Below are 19,197 nucleotides of genomic sequence, written 5' to 3'. Positions count from 1 at the left end.
GAGGAGTTAACACCTCTTCAGGGGCCCGCAAGGAGGCGCAGCCGACGAAGCGGGACAGATATCCGCAAATCCTGCCCCCGCAACCAAATCAAAAAAGCCCCCAAGCAGAAATGCAAGGGGGCTTTTGGCGTTTCTGGGACCCCCAACAGACAGCGGGCTTCGAGGAAACTCCGAGCCCTTCCGGCGTGCGGGAAAACCCAAGCCGCGCACGCCGACATCACGCTCATCGGGCGTCGTGAAAGATAATCCCGACAGTATGACGCATGCCGGATCGCACGCGGCTGACGCCGTGTCTGAGGTTCACACGATAGTTCCCCCTCGTTCCCTCGACCGGGCGATTGTGGACGGCGAAGGCGACGGCGTCGCCCTGCCTGAGCGGCACGACCTCGACGCGGCTTTGCATGCGCGGCCGCTGTTCCGTCAGGGCGAATTCGCCACCGGTGAAATCGCGGCCCGGCTCGGAAAGCAGGATCGCCACCTGGATCGGAAATGCGAGCTCGCCGTAAAGATCCTGGTGAAGGCAGTTGAAGTCACCGGGACCATATTGCAGCAGGAGCGGCGTCGGTCGCGTCTGACCGGCGTCATGGCACTGCTTGAGGAACATGGCATGTTCGCCGGGGAAGCGCTGGTCCAGCCCCATTCGCTCGTTCCAGGCGTTGGCGACGCCGGCAAGGCGCGGGTAGAGCGCGGTCCGGATGCGACCGATCAGATCGGGCAGCGGATATCTGAAGTAGCGATATTCGCCCTTTCCAAAGCCATGCCGCGCCATGACGATGTGGCTGCGGAAATGGCTCGTGTCGCCATAGAGAGACGCGACGCCACGGCATTCCTCGGGCGTCAGGAGCCGGGGGAGAACGGCGCAGCCGAAGCCGTCGAGTTCGCGGGCAAGCGCATCCCAGTCGTAGGCGTCAATCCGTGTCTGCGCAGATAAATCCGGGGACGTCTCGACCATATCGATTGCAGTCGTTTTCATGCCCTGGCTTCCTTCTCGATGAGCACGCGCTTGCGCTTAATGCCCCAGCGAAAACCGGCAAGCGTTCCGTCGGCGCGCAGCACGCGGTGGCAGGGAATGGCAAGTGCCACGGGATTGGCGGCGCAGGCGCCGGCGACGGCGCGCGGGTTTGCGAGCGGGCCCACCCACCTGGAAAGCTCCGTGTAACTCACGGTCCGGCCGGGCGGGATCGCCTTCAGCTTTTCCGAGACGCGGCGCTGGAACGGCGTTCCGCGCATGTCGAGCGCGAGATGAAGACCGTGCGAAGGCTCGGCGAGATAGCGCAGGATTTTCGCGATATCGTCCCTGACCATCGCTTCGCTTGCGACAAGGGTGGAGTACGGGAAGCGATCGTGCAGATCCGCGGTCAGCGCCTCGGCTGTGTCGCCAAGCAGGATCGCACAGACGCCATTGGCGCTGCGCGCAACCAAACCCTTGCCGAGGTCACAGTCGAAGACCGCGTAGGAGATAACGTCGGCGATGGTCGAGGGGGAAATCTGCCGCACGCTCGGCTGTACATGGTCAGTCTTGATCAAGAGGTTCATTGGTGTTGCTCCTTGTTGCATCCTCATGAGCGAGACTAGATTTGCGGCCGCGCCGCCGAACTCCGATCCTTGTTCTCAAATCGAAACTTTGCGGGGGTCGATGCCAGCGTATGGAAAATGCCGGAGAGATCGCGTCAGGCGAGCCGTATGACTGTCGTTTCAGCGAGAAGATAGATCTCCCCGGAGGTGAAGCGGGCTTCCGCTTCGCCGTTTTCGCGCATGCGCAGTTCCACGAGGCCGGCGATCGCGAGTTGGCCGATACAGGTGAGCACGAGTGCCTTTGCCGGATTGCCCTTTGCACGCGCAATGAGCGTATCGATGGTTTCCCGGGGCTGAGGGCGCTTGCGCCGGCTTCCTTTCGCATCCGATCCGCCCCGCGAAAACATGACTGTGGCTCTCCTTGTTCCGGACGTCGTGGCGGGCGGGCTGCAGGTGTCCGACGCTCCCATACCGGTCATCAGCGGCACGTCACCTCGAGGCATTTCTCGCGGAACTCCGACACCCGCAATCAAACGGAACCATGCCCGGAAGGGTCATAGGGCGCCGCGAAAGGTGAGGTTCATCCGCATCCGCCCGACGATCTCATGGACGCCATCCTTCAACTCCGGGACGCCGTGATAGAAGAGGCGCGACGGTCCACCCCAGACCGCGACGTCACCATGCCGCAGTGCATATTTCTTCACCGGATCATCCCGCTTGAGGCCGCCGAACTGAAACATTGCCGGAAGCCCGAGCGAGACCGAGACGATCGGATTGGCAAAGTCGCGCTCGTTCCTGTCCTGATGCAGCGACAGGCGGGCACCAGGCTCGTAGCGGTTGATCAGGCAGGCGTCCGGGCGGAAACCCAGATAGCCGGCCCGCGCTGCCGTTTCGAGAGCAAGGTCGAGGAAGCATGCGGGCATGGCCGGCCAAGGGCGGCCGGTTTCCGGATCGTTGCGATCGTACCGGTAACCTGTGCGATCCGTAACCCAGCCGGCCGCGCCGCAATTTGTCATCGCCACCGACATGGTGAAGCCGCCCGGCGTGACCATGTGCCGGAAGGGCGACTGGCTGGTGATGTCACCGAGGGCTGCGAGCAGTTCGTTTTCGCGGGAAAGTGCTGCCCCGCGAAGAAGCATGGCGCCTTTGGCCATTGTCTCGACGACGGGGTCGACGGGGGCAAGCAGGTCAAACAGGTCGCGCATTTTCAGGCCTGTGGGGTAACGGGTTGAGCGAAGGGTGAAAGACGGGCCGATAGCCCGCCAGCAGTGCACCGACCGTTGATGGTGGCGTCAGCAGCCAATCGGCCCGACGCAGGAATTCGGGCCCGGAGTAGCCCTCGTCGGTCCAGCGATGCGCCCGGCCGGCATGCAGTGTGTAGGCGTCATCCCCGACTGCCACGACCGCGCCGTCCGGCAGCGCGGCAAAGGGAGTGGTGACCGGATGCATGCGCTTGCGGCGGCGATCGAGGCGTTCAGCATGCAGAACGCTGTCGACCTGAGCGGCTGAAGGAGGTGGTTCGCCTTTTGCCGACGCCCAGAAACGTCGGAAGCGCTCCGCCGCGTCGCGCCGGCAGAAAAAGCAGGGGCGATGCCCGGCGGCGAGCGCCACGGCCTCGTCGAGGAAAAACAGCTCGGTCCAGCTCCGGCGCGCCATCACGTCGCGCCGCCGTCCCCTGAAGTCGCAAGCGCAGACGAGCCAGGCCTTCGACGCCCAGCGCCTCCCGAGCAGTGTCCTCGTCGCGGGATCGTGAAGGATGCCGCGATTGCCGGTAAACAGGCCCCGCTGAGGAATGGCGACAATCTCCCCGAAGGGCGTGACGCGGTTTTGAAGGGGCATGGCGCTTTCCCGATGCAGCATTTACGTCAACACGTACCCACGCGCGCACGGAATGCGCCAGTCGTCGTCAAGGCTTGCGCACAAGGCGACGGATTGACCACACCGGCGGGATCTATTCAAAGGGACGCCTCTCGATCGAGCAGGGCGCGCTTGCGCTCGACACCCCAGGCATAGCCGGAAAGCGAGCCGTCGTTGCGCACCACGCGGTGGCAGGGAATGGCAAGGGCAAGATTGTTTGCAGCGCATGCGCCGGCCACCGCCCGTGTGGCGCTCGGTGCGCCGATGCGTCGGGCGATCTGCTGATAGGACAGGCGCGCGCCGACGGGGATCTCCTGCAAGGCCTGCCATACCCGGCACTGAAAGGCCGTACCGCGCACGTCGAGCGGCAGATCGAGGCCGATGCCCGGGTTTTCGACGAAACCGCAAACTTGGGCAATCAGCGCCTCGTATTCGCGATCCATGCCGATCAGCCGTGCCTTTGGAAAGCGATCCTGCAGATCGCGCACCAGTGCATCCGGGTCGTCACCAAGCAGGATCGAGGCGACGCCCTTGGCGCTGGACGCCACAAGGACCGCTCCGAGACTGGATTGGCCGACCGCAAACCGGATATCTTCGTTGGTACCGCCCTCCCGATACCGCGTGGGCGTCATGCCGAGCATGCCGTTCGATTTCTCATAGAAGCGGCCGCTCGAGTTGAACCCGGCGTCGTAGATTGCCTCGGTAACGCTCGTGCCGGTCTCAAGGCCGGCGCGGAGTTTTTTCGCGCGGTGGCCTGCGGCATAGGCCTTCGGCGTCAATCCTACCGATGCCTTGAACATGCGATGGAAGTAGCTCGGGCTACGACTGACAGCCTCTGCCAGCTCCTCCAGCGACGGTTCTTCGTCGCTCTCTTCGATGATGCGGCAGGCCTGCGCGACGCGTGCTGCATTCTCGCATTCGAGCGAATGGCCTTCGGGGTTGCAACGCCGGCACGGCCGAAAACCGGTGGCCCGGGCGCTGTCGATGGTGTCGTGCAGGGCGACATTCTTCGGGTTTGCCGTGCGCGATGGGCACGAGGGCCGGCAATAAATGCCGGTTGTCGCGACGGAGTACCAGAACTGACCGTCGGCGGACCTGTCCCGTGTGACGACGCGGGTCCAGCGGGGATCGTCCGCGACGGAAGGACGCGAGACGCGGCGTGCTGGAAGGGACTGAAGGATCGTCGTCATTTGTCTATTCCCCGGATCTGGTCTCCGCCGACATGCCTGGGATCGAGGGCGGCCACACTGCGAACCTTGCTCTTCCATCGAACAGGATCCCACCCGGTTCTTGCGCCGGCGAAGGGGGATTGCCAGAAATCTTAAAAAAGAGGCTCGCACAGCAAATCGTGCGAGCCTCCATTTTTCGGGTAACGCATCCGCGGCCCGTGCGGACCGAGGCATCCGCCCTCGATCAGGCCTTCTCAACCAGCCCGAGCTGCATCATCGCCGTCAGTCCATCGTCGAGGCCGCTCTCCTCGACGATCAGGCCATCGACGACCTTCAGCACGGTCTTGCCGGTGAAGTGCATCTTGCGGCCGGTCGCAGCGGGCAGGCTTCCCGTCAGGAAATCGTCGAAGGCCGGGCCTGAGTGCGTGCCGCCGCCTTCCCACTGGCCGACGACATAGTCGCCCTCGGCAATCAGGTCGGCAGTACCCCAGAAGTTGAGGTCGGGAAAGGCGGCCCGGAAGTCGGTCATGAAAGCCTTGATCTCCTCGCGGCCGCGGCGCGGCTCGTGCAGGGAGTACTGCAGCAACATGTCGGGCGCTGCGATCTCATCGATGACGGCAAGATTGACGTCCTTGCCCCAGAATTCGGTGAACCAGCGAACGACGACGGCCTTGTTGTCTTCTTCTTTGCTCATGGAAATATCCTCTTTCAAGATCGGCCGGCCATCGAAGCTTTCGATGACCTGAGGAAAGGGATAGTCGAGGCTTCCCGCCGCCAAACTCCGGTTCTTACCTTCGATTTGGAAACGATGGTCCGCGGCATCGTTGCTGACATATGGCCAAGCAGCTGTATTTGCAGTTTTTTTGGATTTTCGGCCAGGAAACGGAGAGACCTCGGTCCGCCAGTGGCTGGCGTTCAACCGGGCCGGTGTCGCAAGGCCAACGACGCCGAGCGGGCAGTGTCGGTCTCAGGCATCCGCTGCCGATTGCCTGATCAGATCGGTCACTCCGTCGCAGGGCCTTCCGGCGCGAGGCGCAGCGCTGAAGGGCTGTTCACGGCAGCGCTGCCGGATGGACGCGAAAAGCGTTATGGGCTATCTCAGACTGCTGAGCTTCTTGGCTGTCGGCGGGCTGTGACGAACAACGTGGAGCCGAAGCGTCCCACGCGCTTGTGATCCACGCGGCTGCCAAAAAACCACAATTGCTTCACCTAGATCGCGCATCAGACGCGGCTTCAAGAATTGGAACAACGCCGAATGCGCATTTCATACGTCTTCCTGGGTGCATTTCTTGTGATCGCGCAGTCGGCTCACGCTGAAGTGGCATCCCCTGTCCTGGAGCCACTCAAGCAACAGTCGCAGGCTGCCCAGGTGAGTGCGAAGTTTCTCACGCGTTTCAGCTACAAACCGATCGCGCTCGATGACGCCTTGTCGGCCAAGATCATGGACCGGTTCATCAAGACGCTTGATCCGGATCGCACGCTCTTCCTGCAGGCCGACATCGATCGTTTCATGGCCGACCGAAACAAGATCGACGACGGCATCAAGCGGGGCGACCTGAAGATCCCGTTCAAGATCTTCAACGCCTATAGCGCGCGCGTCGTCGACCGCATGACCTACGCGCGCAGCCTGCTCAAGCAGGACTTCGACTTCTCCACGAATGAAAGCTATCCGCTGCTTCGCGAAGACGCGCCATGGCCGCAGTCGGACGCCGAAAGCAACGATCTCTGGCTGAAGCGGGTCAAGAGCGACTGGCTGCGTCTGAAGCTGGGTGGCAAGACCGATGCGGCTATCCGGGAGACGCTCGACAAGCGTTACGCCAACACTCTCGATCGCGCCGGCAAGACCAAGAGCGACGACGTGTTCCAGCTGTTCATGGATGCCTATACGACGTCGACGGACCCGCACACGGATTACTTCGGTGCGAACGCTTCCGCCGATTTCAACATCGCGATGAAACTGTCGCTGGTGGGGATCGGCGCCGTCCTGCAGGAGCGCGACGATTACACGACGATTCGCGAGCTCGTGCCCGGTGGTCCGGCGCAATTGTCCGGCCAGCTCGCGGTCGGCGACCGCATCACCGGCGTCGGCCAGGGCAAGGATGGGGCGATCAAGGAAGTGGTCGGCACCCGTATCGATGACGTCGTGCAATTGATCCGGGGAAAAGAGGGGTCGGTCGTGCGGCTCGACATCCTGCCGGTCGATGCCGGAACAGATGCCCCGCACCGCATCATCAGCCTGGTGCGCGACAAGATCAGCCTGGAGAAACAGGCTGCCCAGAAGACGCTGCTGCCGGTGACGGTTGGCCAGTCGACCCGCAAGATCGGGGTGATCACCCTTCCGGCGTTTTACGAAGACTTTGACGCGCGGCGCAAAGGCGAGAAGGATTATCGCAGCGCCAGCCGCGATGTCGAAAAGCTCCTCAGCGAGCTGAAGCAGGAAGGGGTCGACGGCGTTCTCATCGACGTGCGCAACAATGGCGGCGGTTCGCTGGAAGAGGCGATCGACCTTACCGGTCTCTTTATCGGCAAGGGGCCGGTGCTGCAGCAGCGCGACGGCGACGGCAAGGTCGTGGTAACGACGTCAGATCTTCCGGAACCGGCCTGGACCGGTCCCGTCGGTGTTCTCATCAACCGCGGGTCGGCGTCCGCTTCGGAGATTTTTGCCGCGGCGATCCAGGACTACGGCCGAGGCGTGGTCATCGGTGAACCCAGTTTCGGAAAGGGCACGGTGCAAGCGGTCGTCAATCTCGACCAGATGGTCCGCAAGACGAAGCCCGAGTTCGGTGAGCTGAAGGTGACGATAGCGCAGTTCTTCCGGATCGATGGCGGTACGACGCAGTTGCGCGGCGTCACGCCGGACATCAGCCTGCCCGGGCTCTCCGATCCGAAGCGCTTCGGCGAATCCAGCTACGACAATGCCCTGCCATGGACCAAGATCAAGCCGGCGAAATACGTCCCCGTCGACAGCGTAAAGGCGGTGCTGCCGAAACTGCAAAGCCGGCATGATGCGCGGGTGGAGAGCAATCCGGATTTCCAGCGCCTTCTGGAAGACATTGCCGACGTCAAGGCGCAGCGTGAGAAGGGCACCATATCCCTCAACGAAGCCGAGCGCCGGCGCGAACAGGCGGCCCGGGAAGAACGAAGGAAGTCTCGCGCAGGCGCAGGCGAGGGCGAAGATACGGCCGGGGACGACGGCCTCAATGCCGACGAACGCAGCCTCACCGCCGATATCGCGCGGGAGAATGCGCGCAAGAACGCAAAGGACGTGCTGAGGGACGAAGCCGCCGCCATCGTCGCCGACGAGGCGGACCTGCTGCAAGGCGTGCTGCAGGTAGGCGCCAAGCCGTAACGCAACTGCCCTGGCGCACGATCGCGCCGCGGGCAAGCGATGGCTGGGTGCCAAGGCGCCGGAGTCCGTCCGTGTGAAGAGATCGCGCACGGCGCTCCGGCCATGCGGGTGGCCTGCGATCGGTTTGCGGGTGACCTTGCTGAAGATGGCGATCCGATCGGCGATTGGCTCAGTTTCGACCGTCTCATCGCAACATGCGTCAGGTGACGCACAAGGCGACCGGCCGATCGCGCGCGACGCGCCCGCGATCACGACCGCATTCCTTCCTCTCTGCTGCCAAGTCCTTGTAACAGCTGCCTTTGGTGACCGTTCGCCGACTATGGCCGATACCATGGGTCGGCTGTCGATCGATCTTTGACAACTCCCGTCCAGGTCTTGGCAGAACTGGACAAGCGTCCTGTTGCATTTGCACGGCATCGACTGCGTCACCCCAGGCGGGAACGGACGGGTTGCCGTGCGCCAACGGAGACCTCACGCGATGAAACGATTGATGGCGGCCCTGACGATCATGACTGCAGCGATCTCTGCCGATGCAGCCCGGGCCGAGCCGCTCCTGGATGCGCTTGCCAAGGCCTACCGCAACAATCCCACGCTCAATGCAGCGCGGGCGGGCGTGCGTGCAAGCGCCTACGACGTCGACATAGCCGGAGCGGCCATGCGACCGAAGATCAACGCGAGCAGCAGTGTCGGCTACAGCACCCCCGGCGGCAGCCGCCGCGGCTTCGGCATTGTTCTCGATCAAACGCTCTTCGACGGGTTGCAGACCACGAACAATGTCGCCGTTAATGAGGCGAGACTACGCGCCGCACGGGAAAACGCGCGCAACACCGAACAGAACATACTGTTCCAGGCGACCGAGGCCTACATGGACGTGGTGCTCGGGCGTCGTCTGGTCAGCTTGCGCAAACAGAACCTTGATTTTCTCAATGAGCTGACGCGGTCCGAGAAGGATCGCCACCGGGTTGGCGAGCGAACGCGAACCGACGTCGCCCTGGCCGAGGCGCGCCGCGCCGCCGCAAAGGCCGAGCTCGAGCTCGCTCAGGTCGAGGTCAAGCAGGCGCAGGCCACCTACAGCCAGATCATTGGCGATGCGCCGGGCAAGCTTTCAGGCGCCCGGCCGCCTTCCGACAAGATACCGTCCAGCCTCGAAAAGGCGCTCGCCGTGGCGGCAAAACAGCACCCGGCCCTGCTCGCCAAACGACATCTTGCAGACGGCGCGGTGTCCAACGTCGCGGTCAACGAAGGCAAGCACCTGCCGCGCGTGACCGGCTCGATCGGGATCGGAAGGGGGCAGGCCGTCGGCAAGTCCGAAGCGATGCGGTTCGACGAAGGCGCAACGTCGAGAAAGCTCGTGATCCTGATGCAAGTGCCTGTCTACCAGGGTGGCAAGGTCTCGGCCCAGGTCCGGCAGGCCAATGAGAACCTCGATGCATCCCGTTTCAACATCGATATGCAGAGCGCCGAAGTCCAGGCTCAGGCTACCGCCGCATGGGCGCACCACCAGGCCGCGACGGCGTCCGCATCGGCGAACAGGCAGGACGTAAAGTCGGCGCGCATGGCGCTCGAGGGTGTGGTTGCCGAGCGTGCGGTCGGCGAGCGGGCGCTCCTCGACGTGCTGAGGGCCCAGGCCGATGTCATCAAGGCGCAGGTGAGGCTTGCAACGGCCGAGCGCGATATGGTTGTGGGCGGTTACCGGATCCTGTCGGCGATAGGTCGGCTCGGCGCTCATGACCTCGGCCTCGTGGCAGCGGCAAACCAAGAGACCTCAAAGGGGCGCTGAGCGAGGGAGCCTCGGCTGATTACTGGCGAAGCGGCGGGGCTACGCCCGCTTCGCCAGTTGATGTTCGCGCCAGATCGTGAACAGGCCGGCGCCGACGACAATGAGCGCGCCGACGATCATGTTGTTGGTTATCGTCTCGCCAAACAGCATGACGGCGAAGATCACGTTGAGCACCAGCTGGAAATAGGTGACCGGCTGAACCTCCGCGGCCGGCAGCAAGCCATAGGCGCGGATGAGAAAATAGTGGCTGAGCGTGCCGCAGACGCAGAGCGCTGCCAGTGCAAACCAATCGGAAGGTGCGACATCGGTCCAGTAGAACGGCCCGATCAGCGAGATCGCGATCGCCCCGACGACACCGGCATAAAACAGGCTGGTCACCGCCGAATCCTCATGACTGACCGCGCGCGTGGCGATGCTGTAGAGCGCGAAGAGGACGGACGCTGCGAGCGGCAGAAGCAGCGAGGTGTCGAAATGAACGTCGACAGGATTGATGATCACCAGCACGCCAACCAGGCCAACCAGAATGGCTGCTCCGCGCCTCCAGCCGACCACCTCTCCGAGAAGCGGTATGGAGAGAATGGTGATGATCAGCGGCGTTGCCTGGAAGATCGACTGGCTCATGGCGAGCCCGGCGTGAACGTAGGAAAACACGATGACGACGATTTCGGCGACCAGCAGCAAGCCCCGGACAATCTGCAGCCAGGGATGACGCGTGCGCACGGACTGGCGAATGCCGCCCGGCGACGACGCGGCAAAGGCAAACACGAACAGTGCGAACGCCCAGAACCGGATCATGGTGATGAAGAGGGCTGGGTAGCGGTCGCCGAGATACTTGGTGATGGCGTCCTGGCCAGCAAAGATGCAGATGGCAAGGAAGGCGAACAGGTACCCGCGGGATTTGGTGCTCATGGCAATTACAGACTTAAGAAGCGCCATGCGCCGGGCTGATACGCCAGGCTGATGACCGTCAGTTCAAGAAAGCGCGGCGGCTGGATACTCTCGCATTGCCGCGCCAGCGCGTCAGTCCTGCACGGCCATGTGCAATTCCGCTTCGCGCCCCAAGGTCTTCATCCACTCGGTAAATTCCGGGCGGGCCCGGATCTGTCGGCCATAGTGGCGGGCGAGCGCCGACGTCAGGTCGCCGCGGCGATCGAGCTGCGCGTCGGCAAAGCCGATCATCTGGGAATTTGGCCAGGCCTGCGGGCGGATGGCCGTCAGGCGAGCAAACAGGCTTTCGCCCGGCTCGTCGGGGTTCGCCTGTGCCATCAGGGTCAGCATGGCCGCAGTCGAGCGCGACACGCCCATATGGCAATGGACCAGCAGATGGCTCGACGAGCGCTCCGCCTTATGCGCCAGGAAGTCGGTGCCGAAGCGCAGGATCGTCTCGACGTGTTCGCTGCGCGGCATCACCCGGTTCGGTGCGTCGGCAATGATATCGTGAAAGCGCAAGGTCGTGCGGTGATGCTCGCCGTAGCTGCCGAAAGCGTCCAGCTCGGGCAGTTCCGGATCGACGATGGACAGAACATGGGTCACGTTCCGCCCGCTCTGGTCCGGCAGTTCGTCGATGCCGCAGACGGTCAGCACTGGAGAAAAGCTCAATTCCATGTCCGTATCCTTCGGTCCTGAAAAGCCCGCGTCGCGCTGGCGCGGAGCAGAAAAACACATCGAGCATCACGGACATCGATGCGCGGCCGGTTGGCACGATCAAGGAATGGACGCGAAGCGTGCAGTGTTGAAGCTGATGTTGTCATCGGCAAGGCGGGCAGCGGCTGAGCCGCTGGGAAGTGGAATCTATACGTGCGCACCGCGGGTTGGCAATGCCGTTGTTCGGATATGCGCCTATGAACGGATGCCGACAGGCTTGTCGCGCGTCGGGCCGGCCACTCATTTCCACATGGTCCGCATCCGAGCGCCGACGTCGATGCGGATCTGGCGGGCACTGCGTTCGCCGGCCACCGGCGAGACCTTCGGCCAGGTCGTCGTTTCGAAGAACTGCAAGAGCGTCGCGGGTATGAAACGGGTGCGCGATGCGTAGACGTGGCGGTCGCCCTGCGCATTCTGTCCGTGGGTGAAGAACCGTTGCGGCGTGATCAGCGAAAGGCTGTCGCGCGCGCGGGTCATGCCGACATAGAGCAGCCGGCGCTCCTCCTCGAGTTCCGCGGTCGTTCCCACGCCGAGATCGGAGGGAATGCAGCCGTCGACGACGTTGAGCATGAAGACCGAGCGCCACTCCTGGCCCTTGGCGGAATGGATGGTGGAAAGGATCAGATAGTCCTCGTCGAGCAGGGGGACGCCGGCCTGGTCGCTGGTCGCATCCGGCGGATCGAGGGTCAGTTCGGTCAGGAACCGTTCCCGGCTCGGATAGCCGCCGGCGATCTGCTCTAGCTGGACGAGGTCGGCCTTGCGGGTCTCCGGATCCTCGTGGATGCGGTCGAGGTGCGGCTCATACCAGCTACGGGCGGTGGCGATCTCCGCCGGCCAGCCTGCAGCGGATTTCCGCAAGCCCGAGACGAGCGTGATGAAACTCGGCCAGTCGTCGCCGGTTTTCGCAGGCGCCGGGATCTCGGCGAGCGCTGCCAGCGGCTCCGGATCGGCGGCGATAGCATCGAGGATCTTGCCTGCCGTTTGCGGGCCGATGCCCGGAAGCATCTGCAACAGACGGAACCCGGCGACGCGATCGCGCGGGTTCTGGGCAAAGCGCAGGACCGCCAGAAGATCCTTGACGTGGGCGCTGTCGAGGAACTTGAGGCCGCCGAATTTGACGAACGGAATGTTGCGTCGCGTCAGCTCGACTTCGAGCGTTCCGCTGTGGTTGGACGAGCGAAACAGGACGGCCTGCTGCTTGAGGGTAATGCCGACTTCGCGATTGGCGAGCACCTGATCGACGATGTAGTTTGCCTGGTCGGCCTCGTCCCGGACGCTGACCAGGAATGGGCGCTGTTCGGACTGCCGGTCGGTCCAGAGATTTTTCGTGAACCGTTCGCGCGCAAGCTCGATCACGCCGTTGGCGGCGGCAAGGATCGGCTGCGTCGATCGATAGTTGCGGTCGAGCGTGATGACGTCGGCCGGCCTTGGGGAAAACCCCGCCGGAAAATCCAGGATGTTGCGGACCGTCGCGGCCCGGAAGGAATAGATCGACTGTGCATCGTCACCGACCACGGTCAGTCCGTTGCCCTCCGGCTTCAGCGACATCAGGATCGAGGACTGGAGGCGGTTGGTATCCTGGTATTCGTCGACGAGCACGTGATCGAAGCGACCGCCAATGTCTTGGGCGAGGTCCGGGTCGGACACCATTTGCGCCCAGTACAAAAGCAGGTCGTCGTAGTCGAGCACGTTCTGCGCCTGTTTGGCCTCGACATAACCGGAAAACAGCGCCTTGAGCTGCTCTTCCCAGCTGGCGACCCAGGGGAATGCCGATTTGAGCACCTCGGCAAGCGGCGTCTCCGAGTTGACGGCACGTGAATAGATCGCAAGGCAGGTACCCTTGGTCGGGAAACGACTCTCGGTCTTGGAGAACCCGAGCTCGTGGCGCACGAGGTTCATCAGATCGGCGCTGTCTTCCCGATCATGGATGGTAAATTCGACGTTGAGACCGATCTGCTCGGCGTAGATGCGCAACAGCCGCGCTCCCATGCCATGGAACGTCCCGGCCCAGGCGAGCGCGTCGGTCATGACCGAGGCGTTGCCAGGCAGGATCTGGCGACAGATCCGCTCAACCCGGCGCGTCATCTCCGCGGCTGCCCGGCGCGAAAAGGTCATCAGCAGGATGCGGCGCGGGTCTGCGCCGTTGACGATCAGGTGTGCGACGCGGTGGGCCAAGGTGTTGGTCTTGCCCGAGCCTGCGCCGGCGATGATCAGCAGCGGTCCGCCGACCTCGCCCTCCGGCAATCCGACACCATGGACGACGGCCTCTCTCTGGCGATCGTTCAGTTTTTCGAGATAGGCGGCACCCATTCATTCCTCGTCTTCGCAAGAGCGTCTGTTTTCGCCACATCACGCCCTGTCGGACTGGGCCCACCGAGGTCGAGCGGCAATCACGGCTTTGCGCGTGAGATGCGTGGCCGGAACATAGGGGGAACTTATCAACTCACTTCACGGGTGCAAACCGGAAAGCGCCGCTTCGTTTGTGTGTTCGTGCATATACCCGGGAATTGTACCTGCTGATGGCGACGCCCGGTCGGCATCGCGAGTGGAATGCAACCGGGAGTCGTCAAGGGTCCTATGTCGGGCCGTTGCGGGTGATTCGCGCCCCGAGCCTTGCCCGGCCGCTGATCCCGAAAGCGGTGCCGTCGCGGTCCGTGTGTGCCCGACCGTGCGGGCACGTCGGTGAAACCGCGCGACGCCTCGTCCTTTCCGCATCGGAGAGGCGTTGCGCAGGGCCGCTCAGGCGTAGCGGCCGATCGCGAGGTCGGTGGCGTCGATTTCCGTCTTGCGGCCGCTGACGAGGTCGGCGATCACCCGTGCCGAGCCGGAGCTCATCGTCCAGCCAAGCGTGCCATGGCCGGTGTTGAGGTAGAGACCGGCAACCTTCGTGCCGCCGATCACCGGTGTGCCGTCCGGTGTCATCGGGCGAAGGCCGGACCAGAAGCTCGCCTTCGACACATCGCCGCCGGGGAAGAGGTCGGTGACCGAATGCTGGAGGGTGAGACGGCGTGGCTCGCCGAGATCGTTGGTGTAGCCGGAAATTTCGGCCATGCCGCCGACGCGGATGCGATCGCCGAGGCGGGTGATGGCGATCTTGAAGGTTTCGTCCATCACCGTCGATTCGGGCGCACGCGCGGCATCGGTAATCGGGATCGTCAGGGAGTAGCCCTTGACCGGATAGACCGGCAGGCGGATGCCGTGCGGCCTGACGAGGAGCGGCGAGAAGCTGCCGAGCGCCACCACCACGGCATCGGCGGCAAGTGTTCCGTGCGCCGTGACGACACCGCGCACGCGGTCGCCCTCGACATCGAGACCCCGGATGATGCTGCCGTAGTTGAAACGCACGCCGAGCGCTTCGGCCTTCTTGGCCAAGGCGTTGGAGAACTTGAAGCAGTCGCCCGTTTCGTCCTTCGGCGTCAGCAGGCCGCCGACGATCTTTTCGCGCACATGCTTCAGCGCCGGCTCGACACGGATGCAGCCGTCGCGATCGAGCACTTCGTAGGGAATGCCATCGGCGGCGAGCGCCTTGACGTCCTTGGCCGAGGCGTCGAGCTGCTGCTGGGTGCGGAACAGCTGCAGCGTGCCCTGCATGCGCTCGTCGTAGGCGATGCCGGTTTCAGCGCGAAGGGCCGCAAGCGAGGTGCGGCTGTAGTCTGCGAGCCTCAACATGCGGCTCTTGTTGATGGCGTAGCGCCTGGACGTGCAGTTGGACAGCATCTTCACCATCCAGGACAACATCGCCATGTCGACCTTGGGACGCAGGATTAGCGGGGCGTGCTCCATGAACAGCCATTTCATCGCCTTCATCGGAATGCCGGGCGCCGCCCAGGGCGAGCAGTAGCCGAAGGAAACTTCGCCGGCATTGGCGTAGCTTGTCTCCAGTGCCGGGCCGGGCTGTCGGTCGATGACGGTTACCTCGTGACCCGCCTTGGCGAGTTCGTAGGCCGAGGTGACGCCGACGATGCCGGCACCGAGAACGATGACTTTCATGATGTCCTCATTGGGAAAGAAGATTACCGGTACTGCCGCTCGTAGCGATCGCCGAGGCCGGTCAGGATTTCGTAGGCAATGGTGTCGGCGTCGCGGGCGATGTCTTCGAGTGTCTGGTTAGGCCCGAGGACTTCCACGAGATCACCTAGAGCGAGACGGTCGGCAGGCAAGCGGGTGATGTCGACGGTGATGCTGTCCATGGAGACGCGGCCGACGATCGGCAGGCGCACGCCATCGCAGTAGACGGCGCCCTTGCCGCTGAGGCTGCGGGGCAGGCCATCGGCATAGCCGGCGGCAATCGTCGCGAGCCGGGTCTCCGCCGCAGCGATGTGGGTGCCGCTATAGCCGACGCGGGTGCCGGCCGAAACCGTGCGCGTCTGGACGACGGCGACATCGAGCCGGACCACGGCTTCCATCGGGTTTTCGACGCCTGCCGTCGGTGCGCCGCCATAGAGCGCGATGCCGGGACGGGCGAGCACGCCATGGTAGTCGCCACCGAGAAAGATGCCGCCGGAGTTGGCAAAGCACACGTCGAATCCGGAAAATTCCCGCGCAATACGGGTCATTTCGGAAAGCTGGCTGACATTCTGCTCGCAATCGACCTCATCGGCCGAGGCGAGGTGGCTCATGATGAACAGGACCTCGACCATGCCGCCAGCGCGAAGCGACTCTGACAGCGCCGCGCGTTCTTCCGGCGGCAGCCCGAGCCGCGACATGCCGGTGTCGAATTGCAGGACAGCCGGCAGCGTGTGGCCCAGCGACTGGGCCATCGCCGACCATTGCTGCCATTGTTCCAGGGAATTGATGACGGGGACGATGCCCTGCTGGGCGCAGCCGGCTTCATTTCCGGGCTGCAGGCCGTTCAGAACAAAAATCCGGGCGTTGCCCGGCAGGTGCGGCCGGAGGCGCACGGCCTCGACGAACTGGGCGACGAAGAAATGCCGGCATCCCGCGGCGTAGAGCTTGGCGGCAACGGCTCCGGCGCCAAGACCGTAGGCATCCGCCTTGACGACAGCCGCAGCGCGAGCCGGGGCCACTTCGCCCGCGAGCTTTTCGTAGTTGCGGGCAAGCGCCGCAAGATCGACGGTCAGATAACCGGAGGCGCCGCTTGCACGGGTCGTCCGATTTTGCCTGTCGTCCCTTACCAAGCCATCCATGTCGAGCCTCCCAAGTCATCAGGAGCGTAGTGAAACGATCGAGAAATTGCCGATGAAAGAGTGATTGATCGTTGCGTGATTTTGTGATCATTGAATGATTCAACGAATCTTTGGAATGATCTGCAATGAGCGCACTGGATGCGATAGACCGCAATATTCTTCGTCTGCTGCGGCTCGATGCGCGAAGGAGCAATGCCAGCCTTGCGGCGGAAGTCGGGCTCTCGCCGTCGGCTTGCCTCAGGCGGATCAAGCTGATGGAGCAGGCAGGCGTCATCCGGGGCTACACCGCTCTGGTGGATACCTCGAACGTCGAGGCGACCATTGCGGTCATCATCAACATCACGCTCGATCGCCAGACGGAGGATTATCTCGATCGTTTCGAGGCGGCGGTCAGGCGCCATCCGGAGATCAAGGAGTGTTTCCTGATGACCGGCGGTTCGGATTATCTGCTGCGCGTCGAAGTCGCCAATGCCGGCGATTTTGAGCGCATCCACAAGGAGATCCTCTCGGCTCTTCCCGGGGTATCCCGCATCCATTCGAGCTTTTCGATCCGCAACGCACTCGCAACCAAACCCAAGGCGCGTCGGTAGGGAGCGATCCGGAGGCCCGCTTCGGCCCCGACCCTGACTGATGGCCGCGGGCGTATGACGGGCGCATTTCAGGAAAAGTCGCCCGTTCCCGCGGCCTCGTTGACAACCCAATCGATGAACACCTTGGCAAGTGGCGACCGGTCCCGGTTCTTCTGAGTGATGACGTAATAGCCCTTGGTTCCCGACTTGATGGACCCCTTGAGGGGCCGCACGAGCGCACCCTGGGCAAGTTCTTCAGCGGCAGTAATATTGTCGCCCATGGCGATGCCCAGCCCATAACGCGCCGCGGCAAGGTTCTGATTGAAATCCTCGAAGCTCAGGCGCCGGACAGTCGCAGGGATGTCCTGGCCCTGGTGGTTGAACCAGTCGTTCCAGTGTGTGGAGCCTACGCCGTCGATAAGCACATGGCGCGTCAGGTCCCTGGTGCGTTTGATGTCGCCGTCGCGGTTCAGCAGGATCGGGCTGCAGACCGGAAAGAACTCCATCTGCTTGAGGGGGGTCGTCTCCCCTTTGGCGACCGCCGGGTCACCGAACATGATGGTGAGATCCGCCTGGCCGTCCGGAAAGGGGTCGCCCCATTCCGGCATGGACAGGATCTGCAGTTCGACACGCTCGAAGCGCTCGTAGAATTTTCCGAGCCGCGGCACCAGCCAGCGGGTTGCAAAGGCCGGCATGCAGCGCACGGCGAGCCGTCCGGCGATCGGGTTGCGCTGAAGCCCGAGCACGGCGTCGTTAAGGCTTTCGAAGGATGGGGCGAGTTTTGCGAACAGTTCCTGACCCTGCGGCGTCAGGGTGAAGCTGTCGCGCGACTTCGTCGCCAGCGCGAAACCGAAGTGCTCTTCCAACTGCCGGAACTGCTTGCTGACCGCCCCCGGCGTCACGTGCAGTTCGTGGGCGGCCTTGGTCAGGCTCTTGTTGCGGGCACTGGCCTCGAAGGCGCGCAGTGCGTTGAGTGGCGGCAGCCTCGTCACAAATCGTCCTCCCGATCGAACTCGTATATTGAGAAAACCTCAAGTATGAGCGGAAATCAATTCGATATGCGGGAGGAAAACGATACGTTAGCATCTTCTTTATCGAAACAAGGCCGGGCCGATTTGTCGGCACCGGCCCGCATGGAGGGGACCACACGTGAACGCCGCACCGCCCAAGAAAAAAGATCTCTATTCCGCGACGATCAAGTATTTCGGCTCCGTGCCCGAGCCGGCCTTCGAAGCGCCGGAGCGTCTCGCCCGTCTCTGGGGACGCAACTGGGGCTGCGACAACGACGTCGGCACGCTTCGCACCGTGCTGATGCATCGGCCGGGCGACGAGTTTTCCGTCATCGACCGCAACAAGCGCATCGAAGAGATCGGCACCTATGGCGACCTCGAGACCGGCTGGTACTGGCAGAGCGACAGCATTCCGACGCTCGAGGAACTGCAGGCCCAGCACGACGGCCTCGCCGATCTCCTGCGCGCCGAAGGCGTCGAGGTCGTCTATGTCGAGGGTGTAGATCGTGGCCGCTTCAAGTCCGTCTACACCCGCGACTCCTGTATTGCCGTCAAAGGCGGTGCGATCGTGCCGCGGCTCGCGCCGCGCATGCGTCACGGCGAAGAATTGCCGGTGACGCGGACCCTCGCCAAGCAGGGCATGCCGGTGCTTCGCACCCTGCACGGGACCGCGATGGCCGAAGGCGGCAGCTTCGCTTGGCTCAACAGCCGCACCGCCGTCATCGGCCGCGGCATCCGCATCAACGACGACGGCATCAGCCAGATCGCCGAAGTTCTTCGCTATCAAGGTGTCGAACTGCTGGTCGTCGACCTCTGCGGCTACGACATCCATATCGACGGGCATTTTTTGATGATCGATGTCGACCTGGCGCTCGTCTGGGCGCGGGGCCTCTCCTTCGTCTTCCTGGAAAAGCTGCGCCAACTCGGCATCCGCACCATCGAAATGAACGAGGACGACAACCCGTGGATCGTCAACGGTCTGGCGATCGCGCCGGGCCGCGTGATCATGCCGCGCGGTCTTTCCGACAGGACCCGCGAAGCGCTCGCCCGCAACAATGTCACCGTGCTCGAGATCGACTACGACAAGGTGCAACTTAACGGCGGCGGTATCCATTGCTCGACGAGTCCGCTAATTCGCGACAGCGTCGATTGATCGG

At 63.4% G+C, this 19,197-nt stretch carries 17 protein-coding genes; 4 read left to right on the top strand and 13 right to left on the bottom strand.

Features of this window, described 5'->3' with window-relative positions:
- Positions 1-223 precede the first annotated feature (223 nt).
- The 7 genes from VGO12_RS16820 to VGO12_RS16790 form a co-directional block, all read right to left on the bottom strand.
- Complete coding sequence (locus tag VGO12_RS16820) at positions 224-973, bottom strand: 2OG-Fe(II) oxygenase (protein ID WP_327513885.1); 750 nt, start codon at positions 971-973, stop codon at positions 224-226.
- A complete protein-coding gene (locus tag VGO12_RS16815) occupies positions 970-1,536 on the bottom strand; it encodes a methylated-DNA--[protein]-cysteine S-methyltransferase (protein WP_327513884.1) in 567 nt (188 codons plus the stop codon). The genes VGO12_RS16820 and VGO12_RS16815 overlap by 4 nt, the downstream gene beginning before the upstream one ends.
- 134 nt (positions 1,537-1,670) lie before the next feature.
- Complete coding sequence (locus tag VGO12_RS16810) at positions 1,671-1,922, bottom strand: hypothetical protein (protein ID WP_327513883.1); 252 nt, start codon at positions 1,920-1,922, stop codon at positions 1,671-1,673.
- A 147-nt stretch (positions 1,923-2,069) separates the two neighbouring features.
- A complete protein-coding gene (gene alkB / locus VGO12_RS16805; protein ID WP_327513882.1) occupies positions 2,070-2,720 on the bottom strand; it encodes a DNA oxidative demethylase AlkB in 651 nt (216 codons plus the stop codon).
- Entirely contained in the window at positions 2,704-3,354 is a 651-nt protein-coding gene (locus tag VGO12_RS16800; RefSeq protein ID WP_327513888.1) for a hypothetical protein, read from the bottom strand. Before VGO12_RS16800 ends, alkB begins: the two co-directional genes overlap by 17 nt.
- Before the next feature lie 116 nt (positions 3,355-3,470).
- Positions 3,471-4,562 (bottom strand): bifunctional DNA-binding transcriptional regulator/O6-methylguanine-DNA methyltransferase Ada, encoded by a 1,092-nt coding sequence (gene ada / locus VGO12_RS16795; protein ID WP_327513881.1) that lies wholly within the window; start codon positions 4,560-4,562, stop codon positions 3,471-3,473.
- A 223-nt stretch (positions 4,563-4,785) separates the two neighbouring features.
- A complete protein-coding gene (locus tag VGO12_RS16790; RefSeq protein ID WP_327513880.1) occupies positions 4,786-5,235 on the bottom strand; it encodes an ester cyclase in 450 nt (149 codons plus the stop codon).
- A gap of 561 nt (positions 5,236-5,796) precedes the next feature.
- Between VGO12_RS16790 and VGO12_RS16785 the strand changes: the two genes are divergently transcribed.
- Positions 5,797-7,890, top strand: coding sequence for a carboxy terminal-processing peptidase (locus tag VGO12_RS16785; protein ID WP_327513879.1), 2,094 nt, complete (start codon positions 5,797-5,799; stop codon positions 7,888-7,890).
- Between the two features lie 406 nt (positions 7,891-8,296).
- The gene (locus VGO12_RS16780) at positions 8,297-9,670 is read left to right on the top strand and encodes a TolC family outer membrane protein (protein WP_327513878.1); all 1,374 of its coding nucleotides are present in this window, start codon (positions 8,297-8,299) and stop codon (positions 9,668-9,670) included.
- A gap of 39 nt (positions 9,671-9,709) precedes the next feature.
- On the opposite strand, the gene VGO12_RS16775 is transcribed toward VGO12_RS16780, so the two are convergent.
- The 5 genes from VGO12_RS16775 to alr form a co-directional block, all read right to left on the bottom strand.
- Positions 9,710-10,579 (bottom strand): DMT family transporter, encoded by an 870-nt coding sequence (locus VGO12_RS16775; RefSeq protein ID WP_327513877.1) that lies wholly within the window; start codon positions 10,577-10,579, stop codon positions 9,710-9,712.
- A 111-nt stretch (positions 10,580-10,690) separates the two neighbouring features.
- The gene (locus VGO12_RS16770) at positions 10,691-11,275 is read right to left on the bottom strand and encodes a protein-tyrosine-phosphatase (protein WP_327513876.1); all 585 of its coding nucleotides are present in this window, start codon (positions 11,273-11,275) and stop codon (positions 10,691-10,693) included.
- 279 nt (positions 11,276-11,554) lie between these two features.
- A complete protein-coding gene (locus VGO12_RS16765; RefSeq protein WP_327513875.1) occupies positions 11,555-13,624 on the bottom strand; it encodes an ATP-dependent helicase in 2,070 nt (689 codons plus the stop codon).
- Between the two features lie 429 nt (positions 13,625-14,053).
- Entirely contained in the window at positions 14,054-15,304 is a 1,251-nt protein-coding gene (locus VGO12_RS16760) for a D-amino acid dehydrogenase (protein ID WP_327513874.1), read from the bottom strand.
- Between the two features lie 23 nt (positions 15,305-15,327).
- The gene (gene alr, locus VGO12_RS16755) at positions 15,328-16,461 is read right to left on the bottom strand and encodes an alanine racemase (RefSeq protein WP_327513873.1); all 1,134 of its coding nucleotides are present in this window, start codon (positions 16,459-16,461) and stop codon (positions 15,328-15,330) included.
- 125 nt (positions 16,462-16,586) lie between these two features.
- Here alr and VGO12_RS16750 point away from each other — a divergent pair, with 125 nt between their 5' ends.
- The gene (locus tag VGO12_RS16750; RefSeq protein WP_327513872.1) at positions 16,587-17,051 is read left to right on the top strand and encodes an Lrp/AsnC family transcriptional regulator; all 465 of its coding nucleotides are present in this window, start codon (positions 16,587-16,589) and stop codon (positions 17,049-17,051) included.
- Positions 17,052-17,119: 68 nt separating this feature from the next.
- On the opposite strand, the gene VGO12_RS16745 is transcribed toward VGO12_RS16750, so the two are convergent.
- Positions 17,120-18,022: a LysR substrate-binding domain-containing protein gene (locus VGO12_RS16745; protein WP_327513871.1), complete on the bottom strand. Its 903-nt coding sequence runs from the start codon at positions 18,020-18,022 to the stop codon at positions 17,120-17,122.
- A gap of 157 nt (positions 18,023-18,179) precedes the next feature.
- Between VGO12_RS16745 and VGO12_RS16740 the strand changes: the two genes are divergently transcribed.
- Entirely contained in the window at positions 18,180-19,193 is a 1,014-nt protein-coding gene (locus VGO12_RS16740; protein ID WP_327513870.1) for a dimethylarginine dimethylaminohydrolase family protein, read from the top strand.
- The last annotated feature ends 4 nt before the right edge of the window (positions 19,194-19,197 follow it).

The organism is Ensifer sp., assembly GCF_035999135.1.
Lineage (GTDB): Bacteria > Pseudomonadota > Alphaproteobacteria > Rhizobiales > Rhizobiaceae > Ensifer.
The sequence above is the reverse complement of the archived record's forward strand: the minus strand, read 5'-3'. Positions and strand labels throughout refer to the sequence as shown.